The organism is Bordetella genomosp. 13 (assembly GCF_002119665.1).
Taxonomy (GTDB): domain Bacteria; phylum Pseudomonadota; class Gammaproteobacteria; order Burkholderiales; family Burkholderiaceae_B; genus Bordetella.
The window spans coordinates 890,749-914,506 of the sequence record NZ_CP021111.1; the positions used below are offsets into that span (position 1 = coordinate 890,749).

Below are 23,758 nucleotides of genomic sequence, written 5' to 3' on the forward strand. Positions count from 1 at the left end.
CCCGCGTTTTTTTACTTGCTCTTGCGCGCGGTGTTCAGCGTCTCGGCGAACTGAGGCACGGTGTCGAAGAACGTCTGCACGAAGGCTTCCACGCCGTCGCGGCCGATGCCGCCGTAGGCGTTGATATCCATCTCCAGCGTGGGCCTGTTGTCCTCGTCGATGTAGGCGCGGGCCCAGCGGTTGCCGCGGTTCCAGTCGTTGATGAGCTTCAGCGGCTCGGGCTTGATCGGCTCGTACACGGCGCGCAGCATCGCGTTCTCGCAGCCGTCGTCCACGTCGCAGCTGGTGAAGAACACGTTGATGCCCGTGGCGCCGCTGTCGGCCGGCTTGACCTCCATTTCGGGCTCGCCGTATTCGTCGGTGCGGGCCTCGTACTCGTAGCCCGCGGCGGTGATCAGGTCGCCGATGGTGTCGTTGGTCAGCATGTGCAGCGTCGAGCTGTCGGCGCCGCCGCTCTCGCCCGAGGCGGATTCAGGCATGCCGAGGTCGGCGTCGTCGCCGTCCATGCCTTCGGGGCCGGCGATGCTGGACAGCAGGCTGTCCACCGGGATCTCCTGGCCGTTCAGCGTGGCCTTGGCGCCGTCGTACACCAGGTCGATGCGCATGTTGTCGCCATCGCTGCGCACGATGCCCATCATCTCGGCCATGCCCGTGGAGGTCTGGATCTCGTCGGCCGCGCGCGTGGCGGCCTCGTCGGGCGCGACGCCCTGGGTGGCCACCAGCACGCGCGCCAGCAGGTCCTGCGCCATCGGCTTGGAGACCACCACGTGGGCCTGCATCGACTTGATGGCCTGGCGCACCAGTTCTTGCACCGGCGCGTCGGCGTCCTTGGGCGGCTGCAGCGCCAGCGTGTAGGTCAGGCGGCTTTCGCCCTTGTCGGTCTTCCACAGCACGGGGTCCACCGTCAGCGTGGGGCCGGCGACCAGCAGGTCGCGCACGTCGGAAACCGAACGCTTCATCAGCTCGGCAGCCGCGGCGTCGTCGGTCTCGCCTCCGGTCGACTGGGCCATCATCGCGTTGACCAGGTCGGTGTACGTGCGGGCCAGTTTTCGGGTCGCATTGCCTTCCAGGTTGGCGAGCTTGATCGTGATCTGTCCGTTGCCCATGTCGGTGGAGCCCACGCTGAGCTTGCCCACCGAGTAGACGGCCTCGCCGTTGATGGTGGTGTCGTTCTCGCCGATCTTCAGGGTGTAGGCCAGGTCGTCCAGCGCTGCCGATACCTGGTCGGCCGGGCCCTGGATGTCGAGGCGCTTGACCTTCATCGACGTGTCGCCCACGGACACGCCGAACTTGCCCAGTCGCGTGTCGACGTGCATGTCCACGCCGTTGATGGCGATCTTGTTCAGTTCTTCGTCGGTGGGGTTCTCGATGCTGAGCGAGTCGATGCGCATCGTGCCCTTGATGCCTTCCTCGGCGCGCCGGTACTCGCCTTCCATGGCGGCCCCGCCGAAGACCAGCGTCGTGCCCTGGTGCTCGACCCTGGCGGCCGCCAGGCCGCCGGTGCCGGTGCTGTCGCCGTTGTAGTGCACCACCGAGTCGCTCCACAGGGGCGCCTTGCCCTGCGTCGCGGCGAACAGCGGCTTGAGCGCCTCGGTCTGGACCAGTTCGGCATGGACGAAGGCCGCACGCGGCAGCAGGTCGCCGCGGGCCAGGGCGCCGCCGGGGAACGGGCCGTGCTGGATGAGGGTGTCGATCTCGACCATGCCGGGCTTCAGCACGATGGGGTCCTCGCCGGGCGCCGCCTGGGGCGCCTGCATGGTCAGCCCATAGCGGGCGCGCGTGGTGAAGAAGCCGCGGTCATAGCTGACCCGCTGCAGCTTGGCCTGATAGCCGGGCACGGCCTCGGCCAGCTTGGCGTTCAGTTCCTGGATCTGGGCCGCTTCTTCGGACTCGAGGCGCTTGCCGGTATACCAGGTGCCCCCCAGCCAGGCCCCCGCGGCCACAACAACCACGCCGGCGATGATCGCCACACCTTTCTTCATCGTTATATACGCTCAGTCGGTTTTGAATGAGGCGGCGCGCGGGTCCTCTCGTGGGCGCTCCGCTGGCGCTGCCGGGCGGCTTCAGCCCGCCGCGAGTATACCGGCGCGGTTCCACGCAAAAGCGTGCCCGCAGTTACCAGCATTGTCAAAATGCAAACGGCCGCGAGCGCCTACATGTCGTCCAGCGGATAGATGGGGCGGCGCACGTGCTGAAAGCGCAGCTGCCCGTAGTCCGAAGTGGTGACTCCCAGCCCGGTGCACGGGATGACCTCGGTGGCCATGTCCTCGAAGCCGGCTCGCCAATGCACCCGGCTTTTCAGCGCCACGTAGCGCTTCTGCGTCGGGTCGATGTCGGCCGACAGCAGGCAGTTGACGTCGAAGGGTTCCTGGTGGCGCGACACGATCACGATCTCGACGCGGCCGGTGTCCAGCACCACCGTCAGGCCGGTGTCGTTGCGCACGCCGCGATACATGGGCCCGCGATTGAGGTACACGCCGTCGAAGACGAGCTTGACGCGGCCGGTCACCGTGAGCGGTGCGCTGTGTTCGCGCAGCGCGGGCATGGGCACTTTGCCGCCGAGCGGCAGCGTCACCGTATGCCCGACGCCTGCCTGCGCCGCCTGCTGTGCGGCCTGCGGATCGCAGATGGCGTAGAACGCGACGTCCTCCAGTTCCTGCCGCAGTATCTCGGCCAGCACCGTCGTGGTGTCCATCGTGCCGCCCGAGCCGGTGTTGTCGTAGTGGTCCAGCAGGATGACCGGGCCTTGCGTCAGCGACTTGGCGCGCGCGATGGCGGGTTCCAGCGGCTCCGGGTGGAACACCCACTGGTCGCGGTGCCGCCACGCGGCATCGAGCAGTTCATCGCGGCATTGCTGCGCCTCGCGCAGATTGGCGTCGGTGCAGACCACGGCGGAGAGGCCGGCTTCGCGTATGTCGGCGTGAGGGAAGCCGGTGAACACCGAGGCGGCGATGATGCCCTGCGCCTCGAGAGTCCTGCAGCGTTCCTGCAGCGACTTGTTGGGATCGGCATGCGTGCCCTGGCACATGATGTGTGGCAGCATGGGCTTGTTGCCCCAGGCCATCACCGGCCGGATCTCGCCGCGCAGCGTGCGAACGATGGCGTCGGCCGCGCGCACGCCCGATTCGCGGATGTCGACGTGCGGGTAGGTGTGGAAGCCGGTGATGACCGTGGCGTGGCGCACCATCTCGTCGTACACGTTGGCGTGCATGTCCAGCGTGACGCCCACGGGCGTGGAAGGATCGATCTCGCGCAGGCGCGCCAGCAGCGTGCCCTCGGCGTCTTCCACGCCCTCGGCCACCATGGCGCCGTGCAGGTCGAGCAGTATGGCGTCGAAGCCGCCTTTGCGGGCTTCATCGAGCATCAGGCCGCACAGCGTCTCGTAGGTGGCGCGGTCGGTGGGCGCGCTGGGCCAGGACTCGGCCGCCACGGGCACCACGATCTCGGCGCCTTCGCGGCGCGCCACCTCGATGTAGCCCCCCAGGCCGCTGTCGGTGCCTTCGTAGGCGCGGATGGCGCGCTCGCCGGACAGGATCTCGGGATTGCCCCGGAAGAACCGCGAAAGAGGCGTGGACACCGGCGAGAAGGTGTTCGTCTCGTGCTTGATCATTGCCAACAGCCAACGCATCGTATCTCTCCTGAGCGATGTGGCGGACATGCGCCCGCCCTCGCGCGCCGCAAGCCGCAGCCGGCCTGCCGGTCGGGGCCGCGGGTACGCGGGCGTGCCGCGCATCCGCGGCACAAGCCATTATCCGGCGCGCGGCAGCGGCCGGAAATTGCGGAAATCCCAGCCGCGCCCCGGGGCCGCCTCTAGCAGGGCGCGCGTGTACTCGTGGCGGGGACGGGTCAGCACGGTGCCGGCCGGGCCGGCCTCGACCACGCGCCCGCGCAGCATCACCGCGATGGAGTCGCAGATCTGCGCCGCCACGCGCAGATCGTGCGTGATGAACAACACCGCGATGCCGGTGCGCTGGCGCACCGCTTGCAGCAAGTCCAGGACCTGGGCCTGCACCGACACGTCGAGCGCGGACACGGCCTCGTCGGCCACCAGCACCTCGGGTTCCATCACCAGCGCCCGCGCGATGCACAGGCGCTGGCGCTGGCCGCCGGAGAACTGGTGGGGATAGCGGCGCAGGGCGTCCGGCCCCATGCCCACCACGCCCAGCATCTCGATGGCGCGCGCCTGCGCCTGGCCGCGGGGCACGCCGAAGTTCAGCAGGCCCTCGATCAGCGATTCGCCGACGATGCGCCGCGGGTTGAGCGAGCGATACGGGTCCTGGAACACGATCTGCACGCGTCTGCGCAGCGGCCTCAGCGCCGAACCGGACAGGCCCGCGATGTCGGTGCCAGTCATCAGCATGGCGCCCGAGGTCGGTTCGATCAGCCGCACGATGCAGCGCGCCACGGTGGACTTGCCGGAACCCGACTCGCCCACCAGCCCCAGTATCTCGCCGCGGCGCAGCGTCAGGTCGACGTCGGTGGCGGCGGCCACGACGCGCGCGCCGCGCCATGGAAGGCGGCGCTCGGCATAGTTGCGGCCCAGTCCGCGCACCTGCAGCACCGGGTCGCCCTGCGGCGCGGGCCGCTGCGCCGGCACCAGGCTGGGCACGGAAGACACCAGGCGACGCGTGTAGTGGTGCCGGGGGCGCGCCAGGATGTCGTCGCGCGTGCCCGTCTCGATCAGCTCGCCGCGATTCATCACGGCGATGCGGTCGGCGATCTCGGCCACCACGCCGAAGTCGTGCGTGATGAACAGCACGGCCGTGCCGTGCCTGCGCTGCAGTTCGCCGATCAGCGCCAGGATCTGCCGCTGCGTGGTGACGTCCAGCGCCGTGGTGGGCTCGTCGGCGATCAGCAGCGCGGGCTCGAGGATCAGCGCCATGGCGATCACGATGCGCTGGCGCTGTCCGCCGGACAACTGGTGCGGATAGGCGTCGTAGATGCGCTGCGCATCCGACAGGTGCACGGACCGGAACATCTCGAGCACGCGCGCGCGCCGCTCGGCGCGCGGCATGCGGCGATGCAGGCGCAGCACCTCGTCCACCTGGCGGCCCACGCGATGCACGGGGTTCAGTGCGGTCATGGGTTCCTGGAACACCATGGCCATGCGCGTGGCGCGCAGTTCGCGCAGGCGCCGCGCGTTGGCCGCCAGCACGTCCTCGCCGTCCAGGCTTGCGCTGCCGCCGCTTGCGCGCAGCGCGCCTTGCGGCAGCAGGCCCATCACCGCAAGCGCCGTCACCGACTTGCCCGAACCCGATTCGCCCACGACGCAGACGGTCTCGCCGGCGTGGACGTCCAGCCCGATGCCGCGCACCACGCGTTCACCGGTGGCCGAGACCTGCACCGTGAGGTCGCGCAGGGACAGCACGGGCGAGCGCTCGGCCTTGCCCGGTTGCGTGTCCGCATGCGTGCCGTTGCCGGGGCTCATGTCCGTCGCTCCGTGCGCGGATCGAGCGCGTCGCGCAGCGCGTCGCCCAGGATGTTGACGCTGAGCACCGTCAGCGACAGGAACAGGCCGGGAAAGAGGATGAGCCCGGGCAGGATGCGGAAGAACACGCGCCCCTCGGACATGATGTTGCCCCACGATGGAATCTCGGGCGGTATTCCCGCGCCCAGGAAACTGAGGATGGCCTCGGTCAGCATGGCCGAGGCGAACACGTAGGTGGCCTGTACCGTCAGCGGCGCCAGCGTGGCCGGCAGCAGATGGCGCCACGCCAGCAGCGGCAGCGGCGTGCCCAGCGCCAGCGCGGCCTCGACATAGGGTTCCGTACGCACGCTGAGGATCTGCCCTCGCACCAGGCGCACCACGCGCGGAATCTCCGGCAGCGTAATGGCCACCATCACGGTGGTCAGGCTGGCGCCGGACACAGATACCAGCGCGATGGCCAGCAGGATGCCCGGAATCGCCATCAGCGCGTCCATGGTGCGCATGATCAGGCCGTCCAGCCAGTGGAACCAGCCGGCCAGCAGGCCCAGCACCAGGCCCGCGGCCACGCTGGCCAGCGACGCGCCCAGTCCCGCCACCAGCGACACGCGCGCGCCGTATGCCACGCGCGACCACAGGTCGCGGCCGAAGGCGTCCGTGCCCAGCAGGAAATCGCCGAACGGCGGCTTCAGCCGCGAGCCGGGCGCGATGGCCGTGGGATCCACGGTGCCCAGCCAGGGGGCCGCCAGCGCCATCACGATCATCGACGCCAGCACCACCACCGCCAGCATGGCCGGCGCGCCGCGCAGTTCGCGGTGCACCCGCGCCCAGGCGCCCGCTGCGGACGGACCGGCGGCCAACGGCATGGGAGACACGGTATCGCGCAGCGGCATCGCGTCAGTACCGGATGCGCGGGTCGAAGGCCGCGTAGGCGCAATCGACCGCAAGGTTGACCAGCACGTACACCGCCGCGAAGAACAGCGTCAGCCCCTGGATGACGGGGTAATCGCGCGCCAGCACCGCCTCGACGACCAGCCGGCCCAGCCCCGGAATGTTGAAGACCGATTCGGTGACGACCACGCCGCTGATCAGCATCGCGATGCCCAGTCCCACCACGGTGGCGATGGGCACCGCCGCATTGCGCAGCGCATGGCCCAGCAGCACGCCGGTCTCGCCGCGGCCCTTGGCGCGTGCGGTGCGGATGAAGTCCTCGCCCATGACCTCGATGACGCTGGTGCGCGTGATGCGCGCGATCAGCGCCACATAGACGGTGGACAGCGCCAGCGCGGGCAGCACCAGCCGGTGCAGCCAGGACCGGAGCCCGCCGGACATGGGCGCGTAGCCCTGTACGTTGAACCAGTCCAGCTCGATGGCAAACAGCCAGATCAGCGCATACCCGGTGACGAACACGGGCACCGAGAAGCCGAGCACCGAGAAGCCCATGACGGCGCGGTCCAGCAGCCTGCCCTGCCGCCATGCGGCCAGCACGCCCAGCGGTATCGCGACCGCCAGCGTGAATGCCAGCGTCAGCGCGCCCAGGCTCAGTGTGGGTTCGAGCCGCCGGGCGATCAGCTGCGCCACGGGCACGCCCGACATCAGCGAGGTGCCCACGTCGCCGCGCAGCAGCCCGCCGCCCCAGATGAAGAACTGCTGGAACAGGGGGCGGTCCAGCCCCATGGCCTGGCGGATCTGCGCGACGCGCTCGGGCGTGGCGGCATCGCCGGCCATGACGATGGCGGGATCGCCAGGGCTGAGCCGCAGGATGGCGAACACGAGCACCGCCACCATCGCCAGCACGGGGACGGTGGCCAGCAGCCTTCGCAGGATGAAGGACAGCATGGTACGGCTCAGGGGGCCTTGGTGACGTTCCAGAAGGCGAACACCGGCGCGCGCAGCAGCCCGCTGAGTTTGGTGGAGTACACGGTGGGCACCGACATCTGCCCCAGCGGCACGTACAGGCCTTCGTCGATGCCGATGCGCTGCAGCTCGTCTGCGATGCGCTTCTGTTCGGCGGGGTCGGCGCTGAGCGCGAAGCGGGTGCGCAGTTCCTCGACCTGCGGCAGGTCGGGCCAGCCGAACCAGGCGTTGTCCCCGTTGGCCGCGGCGGGCGCGGAGCGCACCGGGTCCATGATGTCGGTGGCGTACCAATTGGTGTTGTGGATGTTCCAGCCGCCCTGGGCCGGCGCGGCCTTCGAGGCGCGGCGCGTGGCCACGGTCTGCCAGTCCATGGCGGCCAGCGTGACGTTGAAGCCGGCTGCGCGCAGCGCCTGCGCCATCACGACCGGCTGAGGGTTGAGCGTGCCCAGGTCGGTGGCCTGCATGACCAGCACGGGCGTGTTGTCGTAGCCGGCCTCTTTCAGCAGCGCGCGGGCGCGCTCGATGTTGGAGGGCACCACCATCTCGCTGCCCGCGCTGCTTTCGAACGGCATGCCGCAGCCCCACAGCGAGGCGCAGGTGTGCCAGTACTTGGGATTGCCCACCAGCGCCTTCATCACGTCTTCCTGGCCGATGGCGTACATGGCCGCCTGGCGGATCTTCTTGTTGTCGAAGGGCGGCTGCTTGAAATTGAACCGGTACATCACGTAGTAGCTGACCGGGCTGAGCGTCTCTTCCTTCAGGTCGGGGTTGCCCTGCACGAGCGGCAGCAGGTCATAGGGGAACTGCTCGACGAAATCGATCTCGCCGCCCAGCAGCGCGTTGGCCGCGGTCAGCGCGTCGGGCATCACTTCCCAGACGACCTTGTCCACCTTCACGACCTTGCCGCCGGCCATGGCGCTGGCGGGCTCGGACCGCGGCGCGTAGTCGGGGTTCTTCACGTACACCGTGCGCACGCCCGGATTGAACTCGGCCACCTTGAAGGGGCCGGAGCCCGTCATGTCGGTGATGGGCTTGCCCAGCGGGGTTTCGGCGATGCGCCTGGGCATCATGAAGGCCGCGGTGCCGGTGGGCTTGGACAGCGCGCGCAGCGCCAGGTCGGTGGGCTCCTTCATCACGATGCGGAAGGTGCGCGCATCGACGGTCTCGATCCTGTCGGTGAACTTCAGCAGCGTGCGGCCCATGCCGTCGCCCGAGGCCCAGCGTCGGATCGACGCGACGCAGTCGTCGGCCGTGACCGGTTGGCCGTCATGCCACTTCAGGCCGGCGCGCAGCGTCATGGTGTAGGTCTTGCCGTCGGGCGAGGCCTCCCACTTCTCGAGCATCTGCGGCTGGATCCTGTTGTCGGCGTCCGTGGCCAGCAGCGTGTCGTAGATCATGTAGCCGTGCCACGTCGTGATGTAGGCCGTGGTGGCGTGCGGATCGGTCAGGCGCAGCGGCGAGTTCATCACCGCCTTGATGACGGTCTCGGCCTGGGCCGCGCCCGCGGCCGCGGTAGACAGCAGCACGGCGCCGGCCAGCGCGAGGGTCCGGAAAGACTTCAGCATGGATATCCCCATTGAGGGCCGCGGCGCCCGGCGCATCCGCGGGGACGGCGCCGGCCGCGCGCGCGCGGATCGGGTGGGGGCCCGCGCCGACAGCCGGACCGGACCACTTCAGGCGCCATTCTGATGCGGTGTCGCGGCGCTGTCCATTGCCTGAGCCCCGTTTGAACGGCTGGCGCGGCCCTGGCGGGTACGGGTATACCCGTAGACGTGGCGGCCGGCGCTGAGGCTCCGGTCGCGCTACCTGGCCACCGGCATCGTGAATTCCGCGCCCTTGGCGATGCTGTCGGGCCAGCGCTGCATGACGCTCTTGTAGCGCGTGTAGAAGCGTACGCCTTCCTCGCCATAGGCGTGGTGGTCGCCGAACAGCGAGCGCTTCCAGCCGCCGAACGAATGCCAGGCCATGGGCACGGGAATGGGCACGTTGATGCCCACCATTCCCACCTTGGCCTGCCGCGCGAAGGCGCGGGCGATGCCGCCGTCCGACGTATAGCAGGACACGCCGTTGGCGAATTCGTGGGCGTTGACGAGTTCGACCGCGCTTGCGAAGTCCGGCACGCGCACGATGCACAGCACCGGCCCGAAGATCTCTTCGCGGTAGACGTTCATCCGGGGCGTCACGTGGTCGAACAACGTGCCGCCCAGGAAGAAGCCGCGTTCGTGGCCCGGCACGCGCACGCCGCGGCCGTCCACCACCAGCGCGGCGCCCGCGGCCTCGCCGTCCTCGATGTAGCCCATCACCCGCGCGCGGTGCTGCGCCGTGATCAGCGGGCCCATCTCGGAGTCGCGCTCCATGCCGTTCTTCACCACCAGGGCGCGCACCCGCGGCGCCAGGCGCTCCACCAGCCTGTCGCCCACGTCGCCCACCGCCACGGCGACCGAGACCGCCATGCAGCGCTCGCCGGCCGAGCCGTAGGCCGCGCCCATCAGCGCGTCGACTGCCTGGTCGAGATCCGCGTCGGGCATCACCACCAGGTGATTCTTGGCGCCGCCCAGGGCCTGCACGCGCTTGCCGCGCCGCGTGCCGTCGGCATAGACGGACTCGGCCACGGGCGTCGAGCCCACGAAAGAAACCGCCTGCACATCGCGATGCGCCACCAGCGCGTCAACTGCCTGCTTGTCGCCATGGATCACGTTGAAGACCCCCGGAGGCAGGCCCGCCTGATGCAGCAATTCCGCCAGGCGCAGCGAGGCCGAGGGAGCGCGCTCGGACGGCTTGAGCACGAAGGTGTTGCCGCAGGCGAGCGCCAGCGGAAACATCCAGCACGGCACCATCATCGGAAAGTTGAAGGGCGTGATGCCCGCCACCACGCCCAGCGGCTGGCGCATGCTCCAGTTGTCGATGCCGCCGCCCACCTGATCGCTGTACTGCCCCTTCAGCAACTGCGGAATGCCGCAAGCGAATTCCGCCACCTCGATGCCGCGGGCCACTTCGCCCTTGGCGTCGGCGTACACCTTGCCGTGTTCGCGTGTGATCAGCTCGGCCAGCTCGTCCTGGTGCCGGTCGAGCAGGGCCTTGAAGTTGAACAGTACGCGCGCGCGCCGGATGGCGGGCGTTTCCGCCCAGGCCGGAAAGGCCTCGCGCGCCGCGGCCACGGCCGCGTCGACCTCGGCGGACGACGCCAACGGCACCGACCGCGTGACCTCGCCGGTCGCGGGATCGAAGCCCTCGGTGTAGCGCTGGCTGCGCCCGTCGTGGGCGCAGCCATTGATGAAATGGCTGAGTTGCTTCATGAACTGGGTGGAACCTGAGGGTTGCAGGCCAGGCGGCCCATCAGGCGACCTCTTTCAGCACCTTGCCGATGCGTTCGAAGATTTCGCCGATCTGCGCCTCGTCGATGATCAACGGCGGCGACACCGCGAGGATATCGCCGGTATATCTCACCAGCAGCCCCTGGTCGAAACATTTCTGGAAGGCCTCGGCGGCGCGGGCCCCGGGGGCGCCCGCGCGCGGGGCCAGCTCGATGCCCGCCACCAGGCCCAGGTTGCGCACGTCGATCACATTGGGCGCGCCTTTCAACGCGTGCGCGGCGGCCTCGAAGGCGGGCGCCAGCGTGCGCGAGCGCTCGAACAGCCCTTCGCGCCGGTAGATGTCCAGCGTGGCCAGGATGGCGGCCGTGGCCAGCGGATGCGCGGAATAGGTGTAGCCGTGGAAGAACTCGATGCCGCCCTGCACGCCGTTGACGATGGCGTCGTGCACCTCGCGGCGCACGGCCACCGCGCCGGCCGGCACGGCGGCGTTGCTCACGCCCTTGGCCATGGTGATCAGGTCGGGCGTGACGCCGAAGAATTCGCTGGCGGTGGCCGCGCCCAGGCGGCCGTAGGCGGTGATGACCTCGTCGAAGATCAGCAGGATGCCGTGCCTGGACGTGATCTCGCGCAGCTTTTCCAGGTAGCCCTTGGGCGGCACCAGCACACCCGTCGAGCCTGCCATGGGCTCGACGATGACCGCGGCGATGGTCGAGGCATCGTGCAGGGCCACCAGCCGCTCGAGCTCGTCGGCCAGGTGCGCGCCCCAGGCCGGCTGGCCCTTGGACCAGGCGTTCTGTTCCAGGTTGTGGGTGTGCGGCAGATGGTCCACCGACGGCAGCAGCGCGCCCGAGAAGGTCTTGCGGTTGGGCGAGATGCCGCCCACCGAGATGCCGCCGAAGCCCACGCCGTGATAGCCGCGCTCGCGGCCGATCAGGCGGGTGCGCTGCCCCTCGCCGCGGGCACGGTGGTAGGCCAGCGCGATCTTCAGCGCGGTGTCGACCGATTCGGATCCCGAGTTGGTGAAGAAGATGCGGTCCAGGCCCTGCGGCATCAGGCCGGCCACCTCGCTGGCGGCCTCGAAGGCCTGCGGGTGCGCCAGCTGGAAGCCGGGCGCGTAATCCAGCGAGGCCGCCTGGCGCGCGATGGCCTGCACGATCTCGGCGCGGGCATGCCCAGCGTTCACGCACCACAGGCCCGCCGTGCCGTCGAGAATGCGGCGGCCGTCGGCCGAGGTGTAGTACATGCCTTCCGCCGAGGCCAGCAGGCGCGGCTGCGCCTTGAACTGCCGGTTGGCGGTGAAGGGCATCCACAGGTGGGACATATCGAGCAGGCCGGCGGCGGGGGCGTTCATGGCGGACTCCGTGGGGAGGGGGCGGCCGGGCGTCGCATGCGGGCGGCCGGCCGGGGTTGGGAATCGTTCGATTCTGAGCCCGGCCGCGCGGGTTGGAAATATACAATCGCGCTTAATGCCGCCAACCGTACAGTCGATGTGCGGCCAACCGTACAGGTTCGTGCATGTTCGATTTCCAGCCCGTGCGCGGCCGCGCGCAGGCGCCTTCCCTGGTGGACCAGGTGGTGCAGGCCTACACGCAGGCCATCGGCCAGCAGTTTCTGCGGCCTGGCATGCCGGTGCCCTCGGTGCGTGCCTTCGCGCGCCAGTACGGCATCAGCACCTTCACCGTGGCCAGCGCGTATGGCCGGCTGGTGGCGCAGGGATGGCTGGCCGCGCGGCCCGGCTCCGGCTATCGCGTGGCCGCGCCCGCCGCGTCGTCGCGCCCGCCCCGGGCGGCTGCCGCATGGCAGCCGCCGCGCGTGGGCTCGGGCTGGCTGCTGTCGGACATCTATGCCGACCATTCGATTCCCATCAAGGCCGGCTGCGGCTGGCTGCCGGGCGAGTGGCTGAACGAGGAAGGACTGCACCAGGCCCTGCGCCACATGGGCCGCGTGCCGGCGCTGCGCATCGCGGGCTACGGTCATCCCTGCGGGCATGCGCCGCTGCGCGAGGCCATCGCGGCCGGCCTGGGCCAGCACGGGCTGCCGCTGGAGGCGGACCAGGTACTGCTGACGCAGGGCGTGACGCACGGGCTCGACCTGGTCATCCGTACCTTGCTGCGACCGGGCGACACCGTGCTGGTCGAGCATCCCTGCTATGCCAACCTGCTGCCGCTGCTGCGGTTGGCGGGGCTGCGGGTGGTGTCCGTGCCGCGCGGTGCCGACGGCCTGGACTGCGACGCGCTCGACGCCGCGGCGCGGCTGCACCAGCCGCGCGCGCTGTTCGTCAATCCCGTGCTGCAGAATCCCAGCGGCGCCACGCTGGGCATGGCGCAGGCTTTCCGGCTGCTGCAGGCGGCGCAGCGGCACGACCTGTGGGTGATCGAGGACGACATCTCGCGCGAACTGCTGCCGGGTACCGCGCCGCTGCTGGCCGCGTTGGACGGCGCGCAGCGCGTCATCTACCTGGGCGGCTATTCGAAGGTGATCAGCCCTTCGGTGCGCGTGGGCTACGTGGCCGCCCATCGCGACCTGGTACGCGCGCTGGCGCGCACGAAGATGGCGGTGGGCCTGACCTCGCCCGAGATCATGGAGCGCGTGGTCTACCAGGTAATCCGCGAAGGCCGCTATCGCGCGCATATCCTGCGCACGCGCGAGCGGCTGGCGCAGGCGCACGCACACGTGCTGCAACGCCTGGACGAGTTGGGGTACGAGGTGGCGGTGCGGCCGCAGGCAGGCCTGTTCCTGTGGGCGCGCCCGGCGGGGCAGGGCGGGGCGAATGCGCTGGCCCAGCAGGCGCTCGGCCATGGCATCTGGCTGGCGCCGGGGTCTTACTTCGACGCGGGTGAAGCGGACCTGCCCTGGATGCGCTTCAACGTGGCGTATTCGGGGGATGACGCGTTGTGGCGGTTTCTGCGGAACGCTTCTCGGGCGATCGATCGAGGCGGTGAAGGGGATGGGTTCTGAAGTCCGTCTCTGTCTGTCGGCCGGGGCCGCGCCGGGCAAGTCAGTCGGCTCGGGCGCGCCACGAGGCGCCCTCGGCCGCTGCGCGGCTTCCCTCCTTCCAATTGCCCGTCACGGCCCCGGCCGACAGACAGAGACTGCATCGAATCATCTTCACGGCCGTCCTATCGCGTGCCCCAGCCGCGCAAACCTTGAGCGCCGACCGCAGCCGGCAATCAGGGCCGTCGGCTTGTCACTGGCATGAGTCCTCGTTCCGGGTCGAGCGCGTGGAACGGGCAATTGGAAGGAGGGCAGCCCCCCGCAGGGGGGCCGAGGGCGCCTGATGGCGCGCCCGAGCCGACTGACTTGCCCGGACCGCGCGCTCGACCCGGAACGAGGACGCCTTCGAGCGACACACGTCCCGATCAACGATCAACGATCAACAGTGGCCCATCACTGCTTGTCAGCGCACGCGCTCGTAGACCACGAAATCGTACGTGTATCCGTTCTCTTCGGGCTGCGTGGCCCGCGTCGCCTCGCGCCATTGTCCCGCCTGCAGGTCCGGGAAGAACGTATCCCCTTCTACGTCCGCGTGCACTTCGGTCGCGATGATGCGGTCGGCCTGCGGCAGCGTCAGCGCGAAGATCTGGGCGCCGCCGATCACGAAGGCTTCCCGGTCGGCCGGGCAGGCCGCCAGCGCGGCCTCGACGGTGGGCACTACCACGGCGCCCGTCGCGGCGTAGTCCGGGTTGCGCGTGATGACGATGTTCGTGCGGCCGGGCAGCGGACGGCCCAGCGATTCCCAGGTGTTGCGGCCCATGATGATGGGGTGGCCCAGCGTGGTGCGCTTGAAGTGGGCCAGGTCGCCGGGCAGTTTCCAGGGCAGGGCGTTGTCGCGGCCGATGACGCGGTTGTCGGCGTAGGCCACGACGAGCGTGAGACGGGATGGCATATAAGGCGGAGTCGCGTGGAGAGGGCTCAGACCGCCATCGGGGCGGTGAGGGGCGGGTGGTGGCGATAGCCCTCTAGCCGGAAGTCCGAGGGCTCGACCTGCTCCAGCCACTGCGGCTCGTACCTGCCGGTCTGGGCGTAGTCGGGGATGCGGTCGGAGATCACCAGGCGCGGCGACTCGTAGGGCTCGCGGCGCAGTTGCTGTTGCAGCATGTCCACGTGGTTTTCATAGATGTGCGCGTCGCCGATGAAATACGTGAACCACCGCGGCGTGTAGCCCGTCAGCCTGCCGATCAGGTGCAGCAGCGCCGCGCCTTCCGTCAGGTTGAACGGCGTGCCCAGCCCCAGATCGTTGGAGCGGATGTACAGGCACAGCGAGATCTCGCGCGTGGCCTGGCTGACCAGGAACTGGTAGAGCAGGTGGCAGGGCGGCAGCGCCATTTCTTCCAGCTGCGCCCAGTTCCAGCCATGGAACAGGATGCGGCGGCTGGCGGGATCGTTGACGATGGTGTCCAGGCACGCGCGCAATTGGTCGATCGCCTTGTAGAGGACCGCGCTGCCCGGCTTGCCGTCCGCCTGGTCGATGACGCCGACCTGCCGATAGCCGCGCGACAGCGCGTCGGCGATCTGCGCCTGGCTGTGCGGCTGCTGCAGGTCGATGGTCTTGTACGCTGGCCATTGGCGCCATTGCACGCCGTACACCGAACCGAGGTCGCCTTCTTCGAGCCGGTATGGGTTCGCCAGCCACTGCGCATTCTCGTTCGCGTTCTGGTCCCACACCTTGCAGCCCAGCCGGTTGAAATCGGCGGCGTTGCGGTATGCGCGCATGAAGCCGACCATCTCGCCGATGGCCGACTTGAAGGCGAGTTTCTTGGTGGTGACCGCGGGGAAGCCCTGCTGCAGGTCGAACTTCATCATGGCGCCGGGGATGCTGAGCGTGCGTATCCCCGTGCGGTTTTCCTGCCAGGTGCCGTTGTCGAAGACCTCTTTGACGAGGGCCAGGTATTGCTTCATGGTGGTCCTTTCCTGCCGTGGGGCGCACGGCGTACCGCCGCTCTTCGGCGTTGCAGCCCGCGTCTCAGGCCTGGGCCTGGGTGTCGACGATCTCGAACGAGAAACTCAGTTCGGCCGTCTTGGCCAGCATGGCCGAGGCCGAACAGTACTTCTCGTGCGACAGCTGCACGGCGCGTTGCACGGCTTCGCGCGGCAGCGCGCGGCCCGTGACCGTAAAGGCGAAGTTGATGCGGGTGAAAACCTTGGGGTCGGTCTCGGCGCGATCGGCCTCGAGCTTCACGCTGCAGCCCGTGACCGCGTGGCGGCCGCGCTTGAGGATCAGCACCACATCGTAGGCCGTGCACGCGCCGGTGCCGGCCAGCACCATTTCCATGGGCCGGGGGGCCAGATTGTGGCCGCCGCCGTCGACCGCGCCGTCCATCACCGCCACGTGGCCGCTGCCCGTGCTGGCGGTGAACAGCATGCCGGAGGGGCCGCCCCAGTCGATCGTGCATTCCATCTCGAATTCCTTGCCGGGCGCCATGCGCCGCATTGTCGTTATCAACAGGTACGCCTCCGGCCGGCATCCGGCCGGAGGCAAATCAAAAACCGATGATACCCGGCCGCTTACAATCGGGGTTCAGAGCCCCGCCTGACGCCATGGGCGGGACGTTCGTTCCGTACAGGAGTACCGCCATGTCCGCGCCTTACCTACCGATGTCGCCCGCGCCCGTGTTCGTGCGCCGCTCCGGACTGCTGGACGCGCTGTTGGGCGAGGCCGACCGGGCGCTGCGCGTGCTGTCCGGCACCGCGTCCGCCGGCCGCGCCTATCCGGCCGACGCGCCCGAGTCCGCCGACACGCTGGATGCCGGGCAGCGCCGCCACTCCGCCGGCCTGATGCGGGTGAACCACGTGGGCGAAGTCTGCGCCCAGGCGCTTTACCGCGGACAGGCCGCCGCCTGCCGCGACGACGCCGCGCGTGCCCTGATGCGGTCGGCTGCCGCCGAAGAGGTGGACCATCTGGCCTGGTGCGCGCAGCGCCTGCAGGAACTGAACAGCCGCCCCAGCGTGCTCAACCCCGCCTGGTACGCGGGAGCGTTCGCCCTGGGCATGGCCGCCAGTGCCGCCGGCGTGCGCCGCAACCTGGGTTTCATGGCCGAGACCGAGCGGCAGGTAGAGGCCCATCTCGACCGCCATCTGCGCAGCCTGCCCGAGCCCGACCAGCGTTCGCGGCAGATCGTGCGGCAGATGCGCGACGACGAGGCGGCGCATCGCGCCAGCGCCGAGCGCCTGGGCGGCACCCACTTGCCCGCGCCGGTGCGCGGGGCCATGCGGCTGATGTCCAAGGTGATGACGAGCACTGCCTATTGGATCTGATTTCCAATGTCCCTGTTGGCGACAGGGGATGGTGCGTTGCGCAAAAAACGGGCCGATCTGTGGTTACCGGGCCGGGCCGCCACGAGTGCCACCTTTTGGAAGCCTAGGGTTAGCGTCTAAGGGTTAGCCCAGGGAAAGCGTTTTGGCTACAAGGGTAGACGACGCACTTTCCCAGGGAAGCCGCGCGCATGGCTGCGACCGGCTGTTGGATCTTGATGCAGATCAGCAACACCGCACATTTTTGCGGTAGCCTTCAAAAAAATTCTTGCATCGCACAAAACGCTGAGGTACGATTCGTACATCGGATGTCGAAACGCAGACGGTGCGGCGCAAAAACCAAGCGCCCCGGTTGCAGCGGTTCCAGGCCCAAGGCCAGCGAATCCCGGCATGCCAAGGTTGTCTCCTCCACCCTCCTCCTTTGGTGGATTTAGCCCGAGATCGCAAGATCTCGGGCTTTTTTTTACCTTCCCGAAACCCGTCCCCAATATTTGAAACCGGCTTGATCCGTATTCTGGTTTTCCCTGACGTTACAATGAATTTTCCGAGACAGGGACGCCGCCCGGGGGCGGCGCTTGCGGCGCAGGCATTGCGTTCGGTCTTCGTTACTTTGTTTACCCGCGACTTGCACTTCGCTGGGGTGGCCATATACCGGCGTTACACCTGCCGCCCATAATGGCAACCCTGTCTCACTAGACGATCCAAAGGTGATTCAGTGACCTGGCTGTATATCTGCGTGGTCGCATTCATGGTGGGGGGACTCATCGTGGCGTCCGAGCGCTGGCATGGCGCGCTGACGGGCGACAGCGACTTCAACAAACCCCAAGCCTCGCATGCGCGGGCCACGCCCCGGGTGGGCGGCCTGGCCGTGCTCGCGGGCACGCTGGCGGGCCTGCTCGTGCTCGGCCCCAGCAACATGACGCTGACCTGGCTGTGGCCGGCGCTGTTCGTGTCCGCGCTGCCCGTGTTCGTGGCGGGCCTGCTCGAGGACATTACCAAGGACATCGGCGCCAGCCGGCGCCTGCTTGCGGCATTCGGCTCGGCCGCCATCGCATGGTGGCTGCTGGGCGGCGTCAGCAAGGTCGGCATCTGGTGGGCCGACTGGGCGCTTTCCTATTGGCCGGTCTCACTGGTATTCACCATGTTCGCCGTGGGCGGCTGCACCCATGCGCTGAACATCGTCGATGGCATGAACGGGCTGGCCGGCATGGTGGCCACGCTGATGGCCGTGTCCATCAGCCTGGTCGCGCTGCAGGTGGGCGACGTGCCCATCTTCATGATCGCCGCCGCGCTGGCCTCGGCCACGCTGGGCTTCCTGGTCTGGAACTTTCCGTTCGGGCGCGTGTTCCTGGGCGATGGGGGGGCGTACTTCCTGGGTTTCATGCTGGCTGAACTGGCCGTGCTGCTGGTCGTGCGCAATCCGTCCGTGTCGCCGTTCTACGCGCTGGCTGTGTTGTTCTATCCCGTCTTCGAGACTGGCTTCTCGATCTGGCGGCGCCGCTTCAAACGCGGCGTGCCGGTCGATCAGCCGGACGCGCTGCACCTGCACCAGCTGGTCTTCCGCCGGCTGGTGCGCGTGACCTTCAGCCGCGGCCGGCGTCACGCGGTGCCGGCCCTGTGCAATGCCATGGCCTCGCCGTACATGTGGGTGCTGGCCCTCATCGGCCTGGTGCCCGCCACCATCTGGTGGGACAACGCCTGGTTCCTCTGCGGCAGCCTGGTCGTGTTCGCCGGCGTCTACACGTGGCTGTACATGCGGCTGGTGTCGTGGCGGCGTCCGGGGTGGCTGCTGTTGCCGTCGGTGCTGCGCACCCCTTGAGCGGCAGGCCGGCGTGGCCTGACTCCTCGGGCCTCCAGGCCATCGCGGCCGGCGCCATCCTGTTCCTTCGAAATCTAAAATGCGGTACTGATCTGCGGTAAGGGAGAGTTAATGTTGCGTATTCAGGATGTGAAACTGGCCGTGGTCGGGCTGGGTTACGTCGGGTTGCCGCTGGCCGTCGAATTCGGCAAGAAGCGGCCCGTCATCGGCTTCGACATCAACACCCGTCGCATCGACGCCCTGAAGGCCGGCCATGACCACACGCTGGAAGTCGAGGACGCAGAACTTGCCGAGGCCAGGCACCTGACGTACACGGCCCAGCGCGACGACCTGAAGCAGGCCAACGTGTACATCGTCACGGTCCCCACCCCCATCGACGAATACAAGAGCCCCGACCTGACGCCGCTGATCAAGGCCAGCGAAACCATCGGCGCGGTGCTCAAGCGCGGCGACATCGTCATCTACGAATCCACGGTCTATCCCGGCGCCACCGAGGAAGACTGCGTGCCCGTGCTCGAACGCGTGTCGGGCCTGAAGTTCAACCAGGACTTCTACGCCGGCTACAGCCCCGAGCGGATCAACCCGGGCGACAAGGCGCACCGCGTCAACACCATCAAAAAGGTCACCTCGGGCTCGACGCCCGAAGTCGCCGACTTGGTGGACGAGCTGTACGGCCAGATCATCACCGCCGGCACGCACAAGGCGGCCAGCATCCGCGTGGCCGAGGCCGCCAAGGTCATCGAGAACACGCAACGCGACGTCAACATCGCGCTGATCAACGAGCTGGCCCTGATCTTCAACAAGATGGGCATCGACACCGAGGCTGTCCTGCAGGCCGCCGGCACCAAGTGGAACTTCCTGCCGTTCCGGCCGGGCCTGGTGGGCGGGCACTGCATCGGCGTGGACCCGTACTACCTGACGCACAAGGCGCAGTCCATCGGCTATCACCCCGAGATCATCCTGGCCGGCCGGCGCCTGAACGACTCGATGGGCAGCTACGTGGTGTCGCAACTGGTCAAGTGCATGACCAAGAAGCGCATCCACGTTCAGGGTGCGCGCGTGCTGGTCATGGGGCTGACCTTCAAGGAAAACTGCCCCGACCTGCGCAATACCCGTGTGGTGGACATCGTGCGCGAGCTGGCGGACTACGACGTGGCCGTGGATGTCTACGATCCCTGGGTCGATCCCGATGAGGCCGAGCACGAGTACGGCTTCAAGCCGGTGGCCCAGCCCAGGGAAGGCGCCTACGACGCCATCATCCTGGCCGTCTCGCATCGCCAGTTCGTCGAGATGGGCGCGCAAGCCATCCGCAGTTTCGGCAAGTCTTCGCACGTGCTGTACGACCTGAAGTATGTGCTGGCGCCCAACGAAGCCGACCTGCGCCTGTAACCCAGAATAAGGAGGGCGTATGAGTACGCGCTATGAGCATGTCACAGAGCAACTTCGCCAGCAGCCGCGCAAGTGGCTGGTGACGGGCTGCGCGGGGTTCATCGGATCGAATCTGCTGGAAACCCTGCTGCTGCTCGACCAGGAGGTCGTGGGCCTGGACAACTTCGCCACCGGCCACCGCCACAATCTCGACGAGGTCCGGCGCAGCGTGTCGCCGGAGCAATGGAGCCGCTTCGCGTTCATCGAGGGCGACATCCGCGATCTGGACACCTGCGCAAAGGCCGCGCGGGGCGTGCAGCACGTGCTGCACCAGGCCGCGCTGGGCTCGGTGCCGCGTTCGCTGAAAGACCCCATCACGACCAACGAGGTCAACATCAGCGGCTTTCTGAACATGCTGGTCGCCGCGCGCGATGCCGAGGTCCAGTCGTTCGTGTATGCCGCCTCCAGCTCGACCTACGGCGATCATCCCGGCCTGCCCAAGGTGGAAGACCGCATCGGCAAGCCGCTGTCGCCCTACGCCGTCACCAAGTACGTCAACGAACTGTACGCCGACGTGTTCGCGCGCTCGTACGGCTTCGGCAGCATCGGCCTGCGGTACTTCAACGTGTTCGGCAAGCGGCAGGATCCGGATGGCGCCTACGCGGCGGTCATTCCCAAGTGGACCGCCGCAATGATCCGGGGCGACGACGTGGTCATCAACGGCGACGGCGAGACCAGCCGCGACTTCTGCTTCGTCGAGAACGCCGTGCAGGCCAACCTGCTGGCCTCGCTGGCGCAGCCCGAAGGCGTGAACCAGGTCTACAACGTGGCCTTCAGCGGACGCACCACGCTGAACCAGCTGTTCGACTACCTGAAGAGCACGCTGGCGCAGCAGGGCGTCAAGTACGACAAGGCGCCGCAGTACGCCGACTTCCGGGCCGGCGACGTGCGCCACTCGCAGGCCGACATCGGCAAGGCCGGCACGCTGCTGGGCTACCAGCCGGCCTACGACATCCTGCGCGGCCTCGAAACCGCGATGCCTTGGTACACGCAGTTCCTGCGCTGACTTGAAAGCGCTCATCCGCCGATTCGAGAACGTCCATCCGGACCACCAGCGCATCTTCAGGGGTGCGTTCCGGGTGGCGGTCTTCCTGATCCTGGGCAAGGCCGCCGGAGCGCTGAAAGAAATGGCCGTGGCCTACCGCTACGGCATCAGTGACGCGGTGGACGCCTACCAGTTCACCCTCACCATGACCAACTGGCTGCCCGTCACGCTGGTGGGCGCGCTGTCGGTGGTGCTGATCCCGGTGCTGGTGCGCCTGCGGCGCGTGCCCGGCGACGAGCGGGCGCGCTTCGTGCAGGAACTGCAGGGCATGACGCTGCTGGCCGGCCTGATGCTGGCGGCCGTGACGGCGCTGGCCTGGCCATGGGTGCTGCGCTGGCTGGGCGGGGGCCTGTCCGAGCGCGTCGCCGGCATGACCCAAGAACTGCTGGTCGCGTTCGTGCCCGTTTCGGCGCTGCTGCTGTTCGCCGGCATCAGCGCCGCGCGCCTGCGCGCCCAAGAGCGTCACGTGAATACCTTGTTGGACAGCGTGCCCGCCGTGGCCACGCTGGCCTGGGTGATGCTGGCCGCGGCGTCTTCCGACGATGTGGGTCCGCTCCTGTGGGGCACGCTGGTCGGCTTCGTGATCCAGGCGCTGTGGCTGGCCTGGCTGGCCGCGCGGGCCGATGGCGGCCTGTGGGGCGCGCCGCGCCTGTCGCTGCGTTCGCCGCATTGGCATGGGCTCATGGCGGCGGCCGGGGTGATGATCGTCGGCCAGGTGGCCATGAGTTTCGTGGGTCCGATCGACCAGTACGCGGCCGCCAACCTGGGCAGCAACGCCAACTCGACGCTGGGTTATGCCGCGCGGCTGCTGTCGCTGGTGCTGGGCGTGGGGGCGGCATCGGTAGGCCGCGCGGCGCTGCCCGTGCTTGCCGACGTGCAGAGCCGCGGCGACAACGTGCGCGCTCGCGCCATGGCGTTGAAATGGTCGGTGCTGATGGTGGGCGCGGGCGTGGCGGCCGTCCTGATCGGCTGGGCGCTGGCGCCGTGGGGCGTGGCGCTGCTGTTCGAACGCGGCGCCTTTACCGCGCAGAACACCGAGGCCGTCTCCAGCGTGCTGCGCTGGGGCCTGTTGCAGCTGCCGTTCTACTTCGGCGTGTTGATCCTGGTGCAGTTGCTGGCCAGCCAGGGCCGCTACCGCATCATGGCCGCCATCGCCGTGGCCAACTTCGCGCTGAAGGCCGGAATGACGCTGTACCTCGCGCCGCGCATGGGGCCCGAAGGCATCATGCTTGCCACCAGCCTGATGTATCTGCTGTCCTATGTCTGCTACACGGCGGTGGCGCTGCGCCGTCCGCCGGCCGCGCCGCCGGGCGGCAACTCCGCGCGGCAGGCCGAGGCCGATGGCGAAGCCGCGGCGGGCACCGCGATGCCGCGGCAGGCGGAGGGGGCGGCATGATCCGGACGGACCAGGCTGCGAACCTGTCCCGCGGCGCGCATGACGCAGGCACGTCGCCGGGCGCGGCCGTGATCGATGGGGCCGACGACCGCCGGCTGCGCATCGTGATCTTCATCCATTCGCTGCAGGGCGGCGGCGCCGAACGCGTGGCCGCCGATCTTGGCGCCGCGTGGGTGCGCGCCGGCCACGAGGTGATGCTGCTCACGCAGACCGGAAGCGAGGGCGACGCTTATGCGTTGGACGCGCGCGTGCAGCGGCGTGTGCTGGGCACGGCAGGCCTGCGCGGCCTGTGGGCCAACGTACGCCGGGTGCGTGCGCTGCGCGCGGTGCTGCGCGAGTTCGCGCCCGACATCGTGCTGGGCATGATGACGACCGCCTCGGTGCTGGCCGTGCTGGCCGCGCGCGGACTGCCTTGCCGCGTCATTGCCACCGAGCATGCGCATCCGCCGTCGCAGGCCATGTCCGGCTTGTGGCAGCGGCTGCGGCGCTGGACCTATCCGCGCGCCGCACGCGTGGTGGCGCTGACGCACGGGACGGCGCAATGGATAGAGCGGCACGTGCCGGGATCGCGGCTGGCGGTGATCCCGAACGCCGTGCACTGGCCTTTGCCGCAGGGCGAGCCGCGCCTTCCTGCCCAGCGGCCGCCCGGCCGCCGGCGCCTGCTGGCGGTGGGGCGGCTGCATGCCGACAAGGGTTTCGACCTGCTGCTGCAGGCCTATGCGCAGGTCGCGCCGCGGCACCCGCAATGGGACCTGGTCATCCTGGGCGAGGGCGAGCAGCGCCAGGCGCTGCAGCGACAGATCGACGCCGCGGGCCTGGACGGCCGCGTGGCCATGCCGGGCCGCGCCGGCAACGTGGGCGAATGGTATGCCCATGCGGATCTATACGTGCTCAGCTCGCGCTTCGAGGGGTTGTCCAACACCTTGATCGAGGCGCTGGCCAGCGGCCTGCCGGCGGTCAGCTTCGATTGCGACACGGGGCCGCGCGAGATCGTGCGCGAGGGCGTGGATGGCATGCTGGTGCGCCCCAACGGCGACCCCGCGGCCCTGGCGCGCGAGCTGGACGCGCTGATGGGCGACGACGAGAGACGGCACGCGCTGGCCGCGCAGGCCCCGGATGCGCGCGAGCGTTTCTCGGCGCAGCGCATGCTGACCATGTGGCGGCAACTTTTCGACGAGGCGATGTCCGCGCGCGATGCGCGGCTCCCGTCGGCCAAATAACT

17 protein-coding genes and 1 pseudogene are annotated in these 23,758 nt (G+C 68.9%); 7 read left to right on the forward strand and 11 right to left on the reverse strand.

The features are described from left to right. Positions 1-11: 11 nt before the first annotated feature. The 8 genes from CAL15_RS04160 to CAL15_RS04195 form a co-directional block, all read right to left on the reverse strand. On the reverse strand, positions 12-1,982 hold the full coding sequence (locus CAL15_RS04160; RefSeq protein ID WP_086077423.1) for a DUF945 family protein: 1,971 nt from the start codon (positions 1,980-1,982) through the stop codon (positions 12-14). A gap of 170 nt (positions 1,983-2,152) precedes the next feature. Then, the gene (locus CAL15_RS04165; protein ID WP_086077424.1) at positions 2,153-3,628 is read right to left on the reverse strand and encodes a M81 family metallopeptidase; all 1,476 of its coding nucleotides are present in this window, start codon (positions 3,626-3,628) and stop codon (positions 2,153-2,155) included. 120 nt (positions 3,629-3,748) lie between these two features. Further along, positions 3,749-5,428 (reverse strand): ABC transporter ATP-binding protein, encoded by a 1,680-nt coding sequence (locus CAL15_RS04170; protein WP_086077425.1) that lies wholly within the window; start codon positions 5,426-5,428, stop codon positions 3,749-3,751. Beyond that, positions 5,425-6,318: an ABC transporter permease gene (locus CAL15_RS04175; RefSeq protein WP_086077426.1), complete on the reverse strand. Its 894-nt coding sequence runs from the start codon at positions 6,316-6,318 to the stop codon at positions 5,425-5,427. Before CAL15_RS04175 ends, CAL15_RS04170 begins: the two co-directional genes overlap by 4 nt. Positions 6,319-6,322: 4 nt before the next feature. Continuing rightward, positions 6,323-7,264 carry an ABC transporter permease gene (locus CAL15_RS04180; protein ID WP_086077427.1) on the reverse strand — a complete coding sequence of 314 codons (942 nt, stop codon included), beginning with the start codon at positions 7,262-7,264 and terminating at the stop codon, positions 6,323-6,325. 8 nt (positions 7,265-7,272) lie between these two features. After that, the gene (locus tag CAL15_RS04185) at positions 7,273-8,847 is read right to left on the reverse strand and encodes an ABC transporter substrate-binding protein (RefSeq protein WP_086077428.1); all 1,575 of its coding nucleotides are present in this window, start codon (positions 8,845-8,847) and stop codon (positions 7,273-7,275) included. Between the two features lie 237 nt (positions 8,848-9,084). Then, a complete protein-coding gene (locus CAL15_RS04190; RefSeq protein WP_086077429.1) occupies positions 9,085-10,578 on the reverse strand; it encodes a CoA-acylating methylmalonate-semialdehyde dehydrogenase in 1,494 nt (497 codons plus the stop codon). A 40-nt stretch (positions 10,579-10,618) separates the two neighbouring features. Then, positions 10,619-11,947, reverse strand: a complete 1,329-nt coding sequence (locus CAL15_RS04195) for an aspartate aminotransferase family protein (protein ID WP_198299143.1) — start codon at positions 11,945-11,947, stop codon at positions 10,619-10,621. 164 nt (positions 11,948-12,111) lie between these two features. On the opposite strand from CAL15_RS04195, the gene CAL15_RS04200 reads away from it, so the two are divergent. Continuing rightward, the gene (locus CAL15_RS04200) at positions 12,112-13,554 is read left to right on the forward strand and encodes an aminotransferase-like domain-containing protein (protein ID WP_086077430.1); all 1,443 of its coding nucleotides are present in this window, start codon (positions 12,112-12,114) and stop codon (positions 13,552-13,554) included. A gap of 439 nt (positions 13,555-13,993) precedes the next feature. Here CAL15_RS04200 and CAL15_RS04205 read toward each other — a convergent pair whose 3' ends face one another. The 3 genes from CAL15_RS04205 to CAL15_RS04215 form a co-directional block, all read right to left on the reverse strand. Next, the gene (locus tag CAL15_RS04205; protein WP_086077431.1) at positions 13,994-14,482 is read right to left on the reverse strand and encodes a dihydrofolate reductase; all 489 of its coding nucleotides are present in this window, start codon (positions 14,480-14,482) and stop codon (positions 13,994-13,996) included. A 26-nt stretch (positions 14,483-14,508) separates the two neighbouring features. After that, positions 14,509-15,495 (reverse strand): thymidylate synthase, encoded by a 987-nt coding sequence (locus CAL15_RS04210; RefSeq protein WP_086077432.1) that lies wholly within the window; start codon positions 15,493-15,495, stop codon positions 14,509-14,511. 64 nt (positions 15,496-15,559) lie between these two features. Continuing rightward, positions 15,560-15,994: an OsmC family protein gene (locus tag CAL15_RS04215; protein WP_086080919.1), complete on the reverse strand. Its 435-nt coding sequence runs from the start codon at positions 15,992-15,994 to the stop codon at positions 15,560-15,562. Positions 15,995-16,170: 176 nt separating this feature from the next. Between CAL15_RS04215 and coq7 the strand changes: the two genes are divergently transcribed. The 6 genes and pseudogenes from coq7 to CAL15_RS04245 all read left to right on the forward strand — a co-directional run bounded on the left by coq7 (position 16,171) and on the right by CAL15_RS04245 (position 23,756). Beyond that, on the forward strand, positions 16,171-16,851 hold the full coding sequence (gene coq7, locus CAL15_RS04220; protein WP_420042533.1) for a 2-polyprenyl-3-methyl-6-methoxy-1,4-benzoquinone monooxygenase: 681 nt from the start codon (positions 16,171-16,173) through the stop codon (positions 16,849-16,851). A 712-nt stretch (positions 16,852-17,563) separates the two neighbouring features. Then, positions 17,564-18,667, forward strand: a complete 1,104-nt coding sequence (locus tag CAL15_RS04225) for an MraY family glycosyltransferase (RefSeq protein WP_086077434.1) — start codon at positions 17,564-17,566, stop codon at positions 18,665-18,667. 111 nt (positions 18,668-18,778) lie between these two features. Continuing rightward, complete coding sequence (gene tviB / locus CAL15_RS04230; protein ID WP_086077435.1) at positions 18,779-20,056, forward strand: Vi polysaccharide biosynthesis UDP-N-acetylglucosamine C-6 dehydrogenase TviB; 1,278 nt, start codon at positions 18,779-18,781, stop codon at positions 20,054-20,056. Positions 20,057-20,075: 19 nt separating this feature from the next. Next, positions 20,076-21,101 (forward strand): SDR family oxidoreductase, encoded by a 1,026-nt coding sequence (locus tag CAL15_RS04235; RefSeq protein WP_086077436.1) that lies wholly within the window; start codon positions 20,076-20,078, stop codon positions 21,099-21,101. 1 nt (position 21,102) lies between these two features. Then, positions 21,103-22,470: pseudogene (murJ, locus tag CAL15_RS04240) on the forward strand (murein biosynthesis integral membrane protein MurJ); the annotation flags it as partial. A gap of 137 nt (positions 22,471-22,607) precedes the next feature. Next, a complete protein-coding gene (locus tag CAL15_RS04245) occupies positions 22,608-23,756 on the forward strand; it encodes a glycosyltransferase family 4 protein (RefSeq protein ID WP_086080920.1) in 1,149 nt (382 codons plus the stop codon). Positions 23,757-23,758 lie beyond the last annotated feature (2 nt).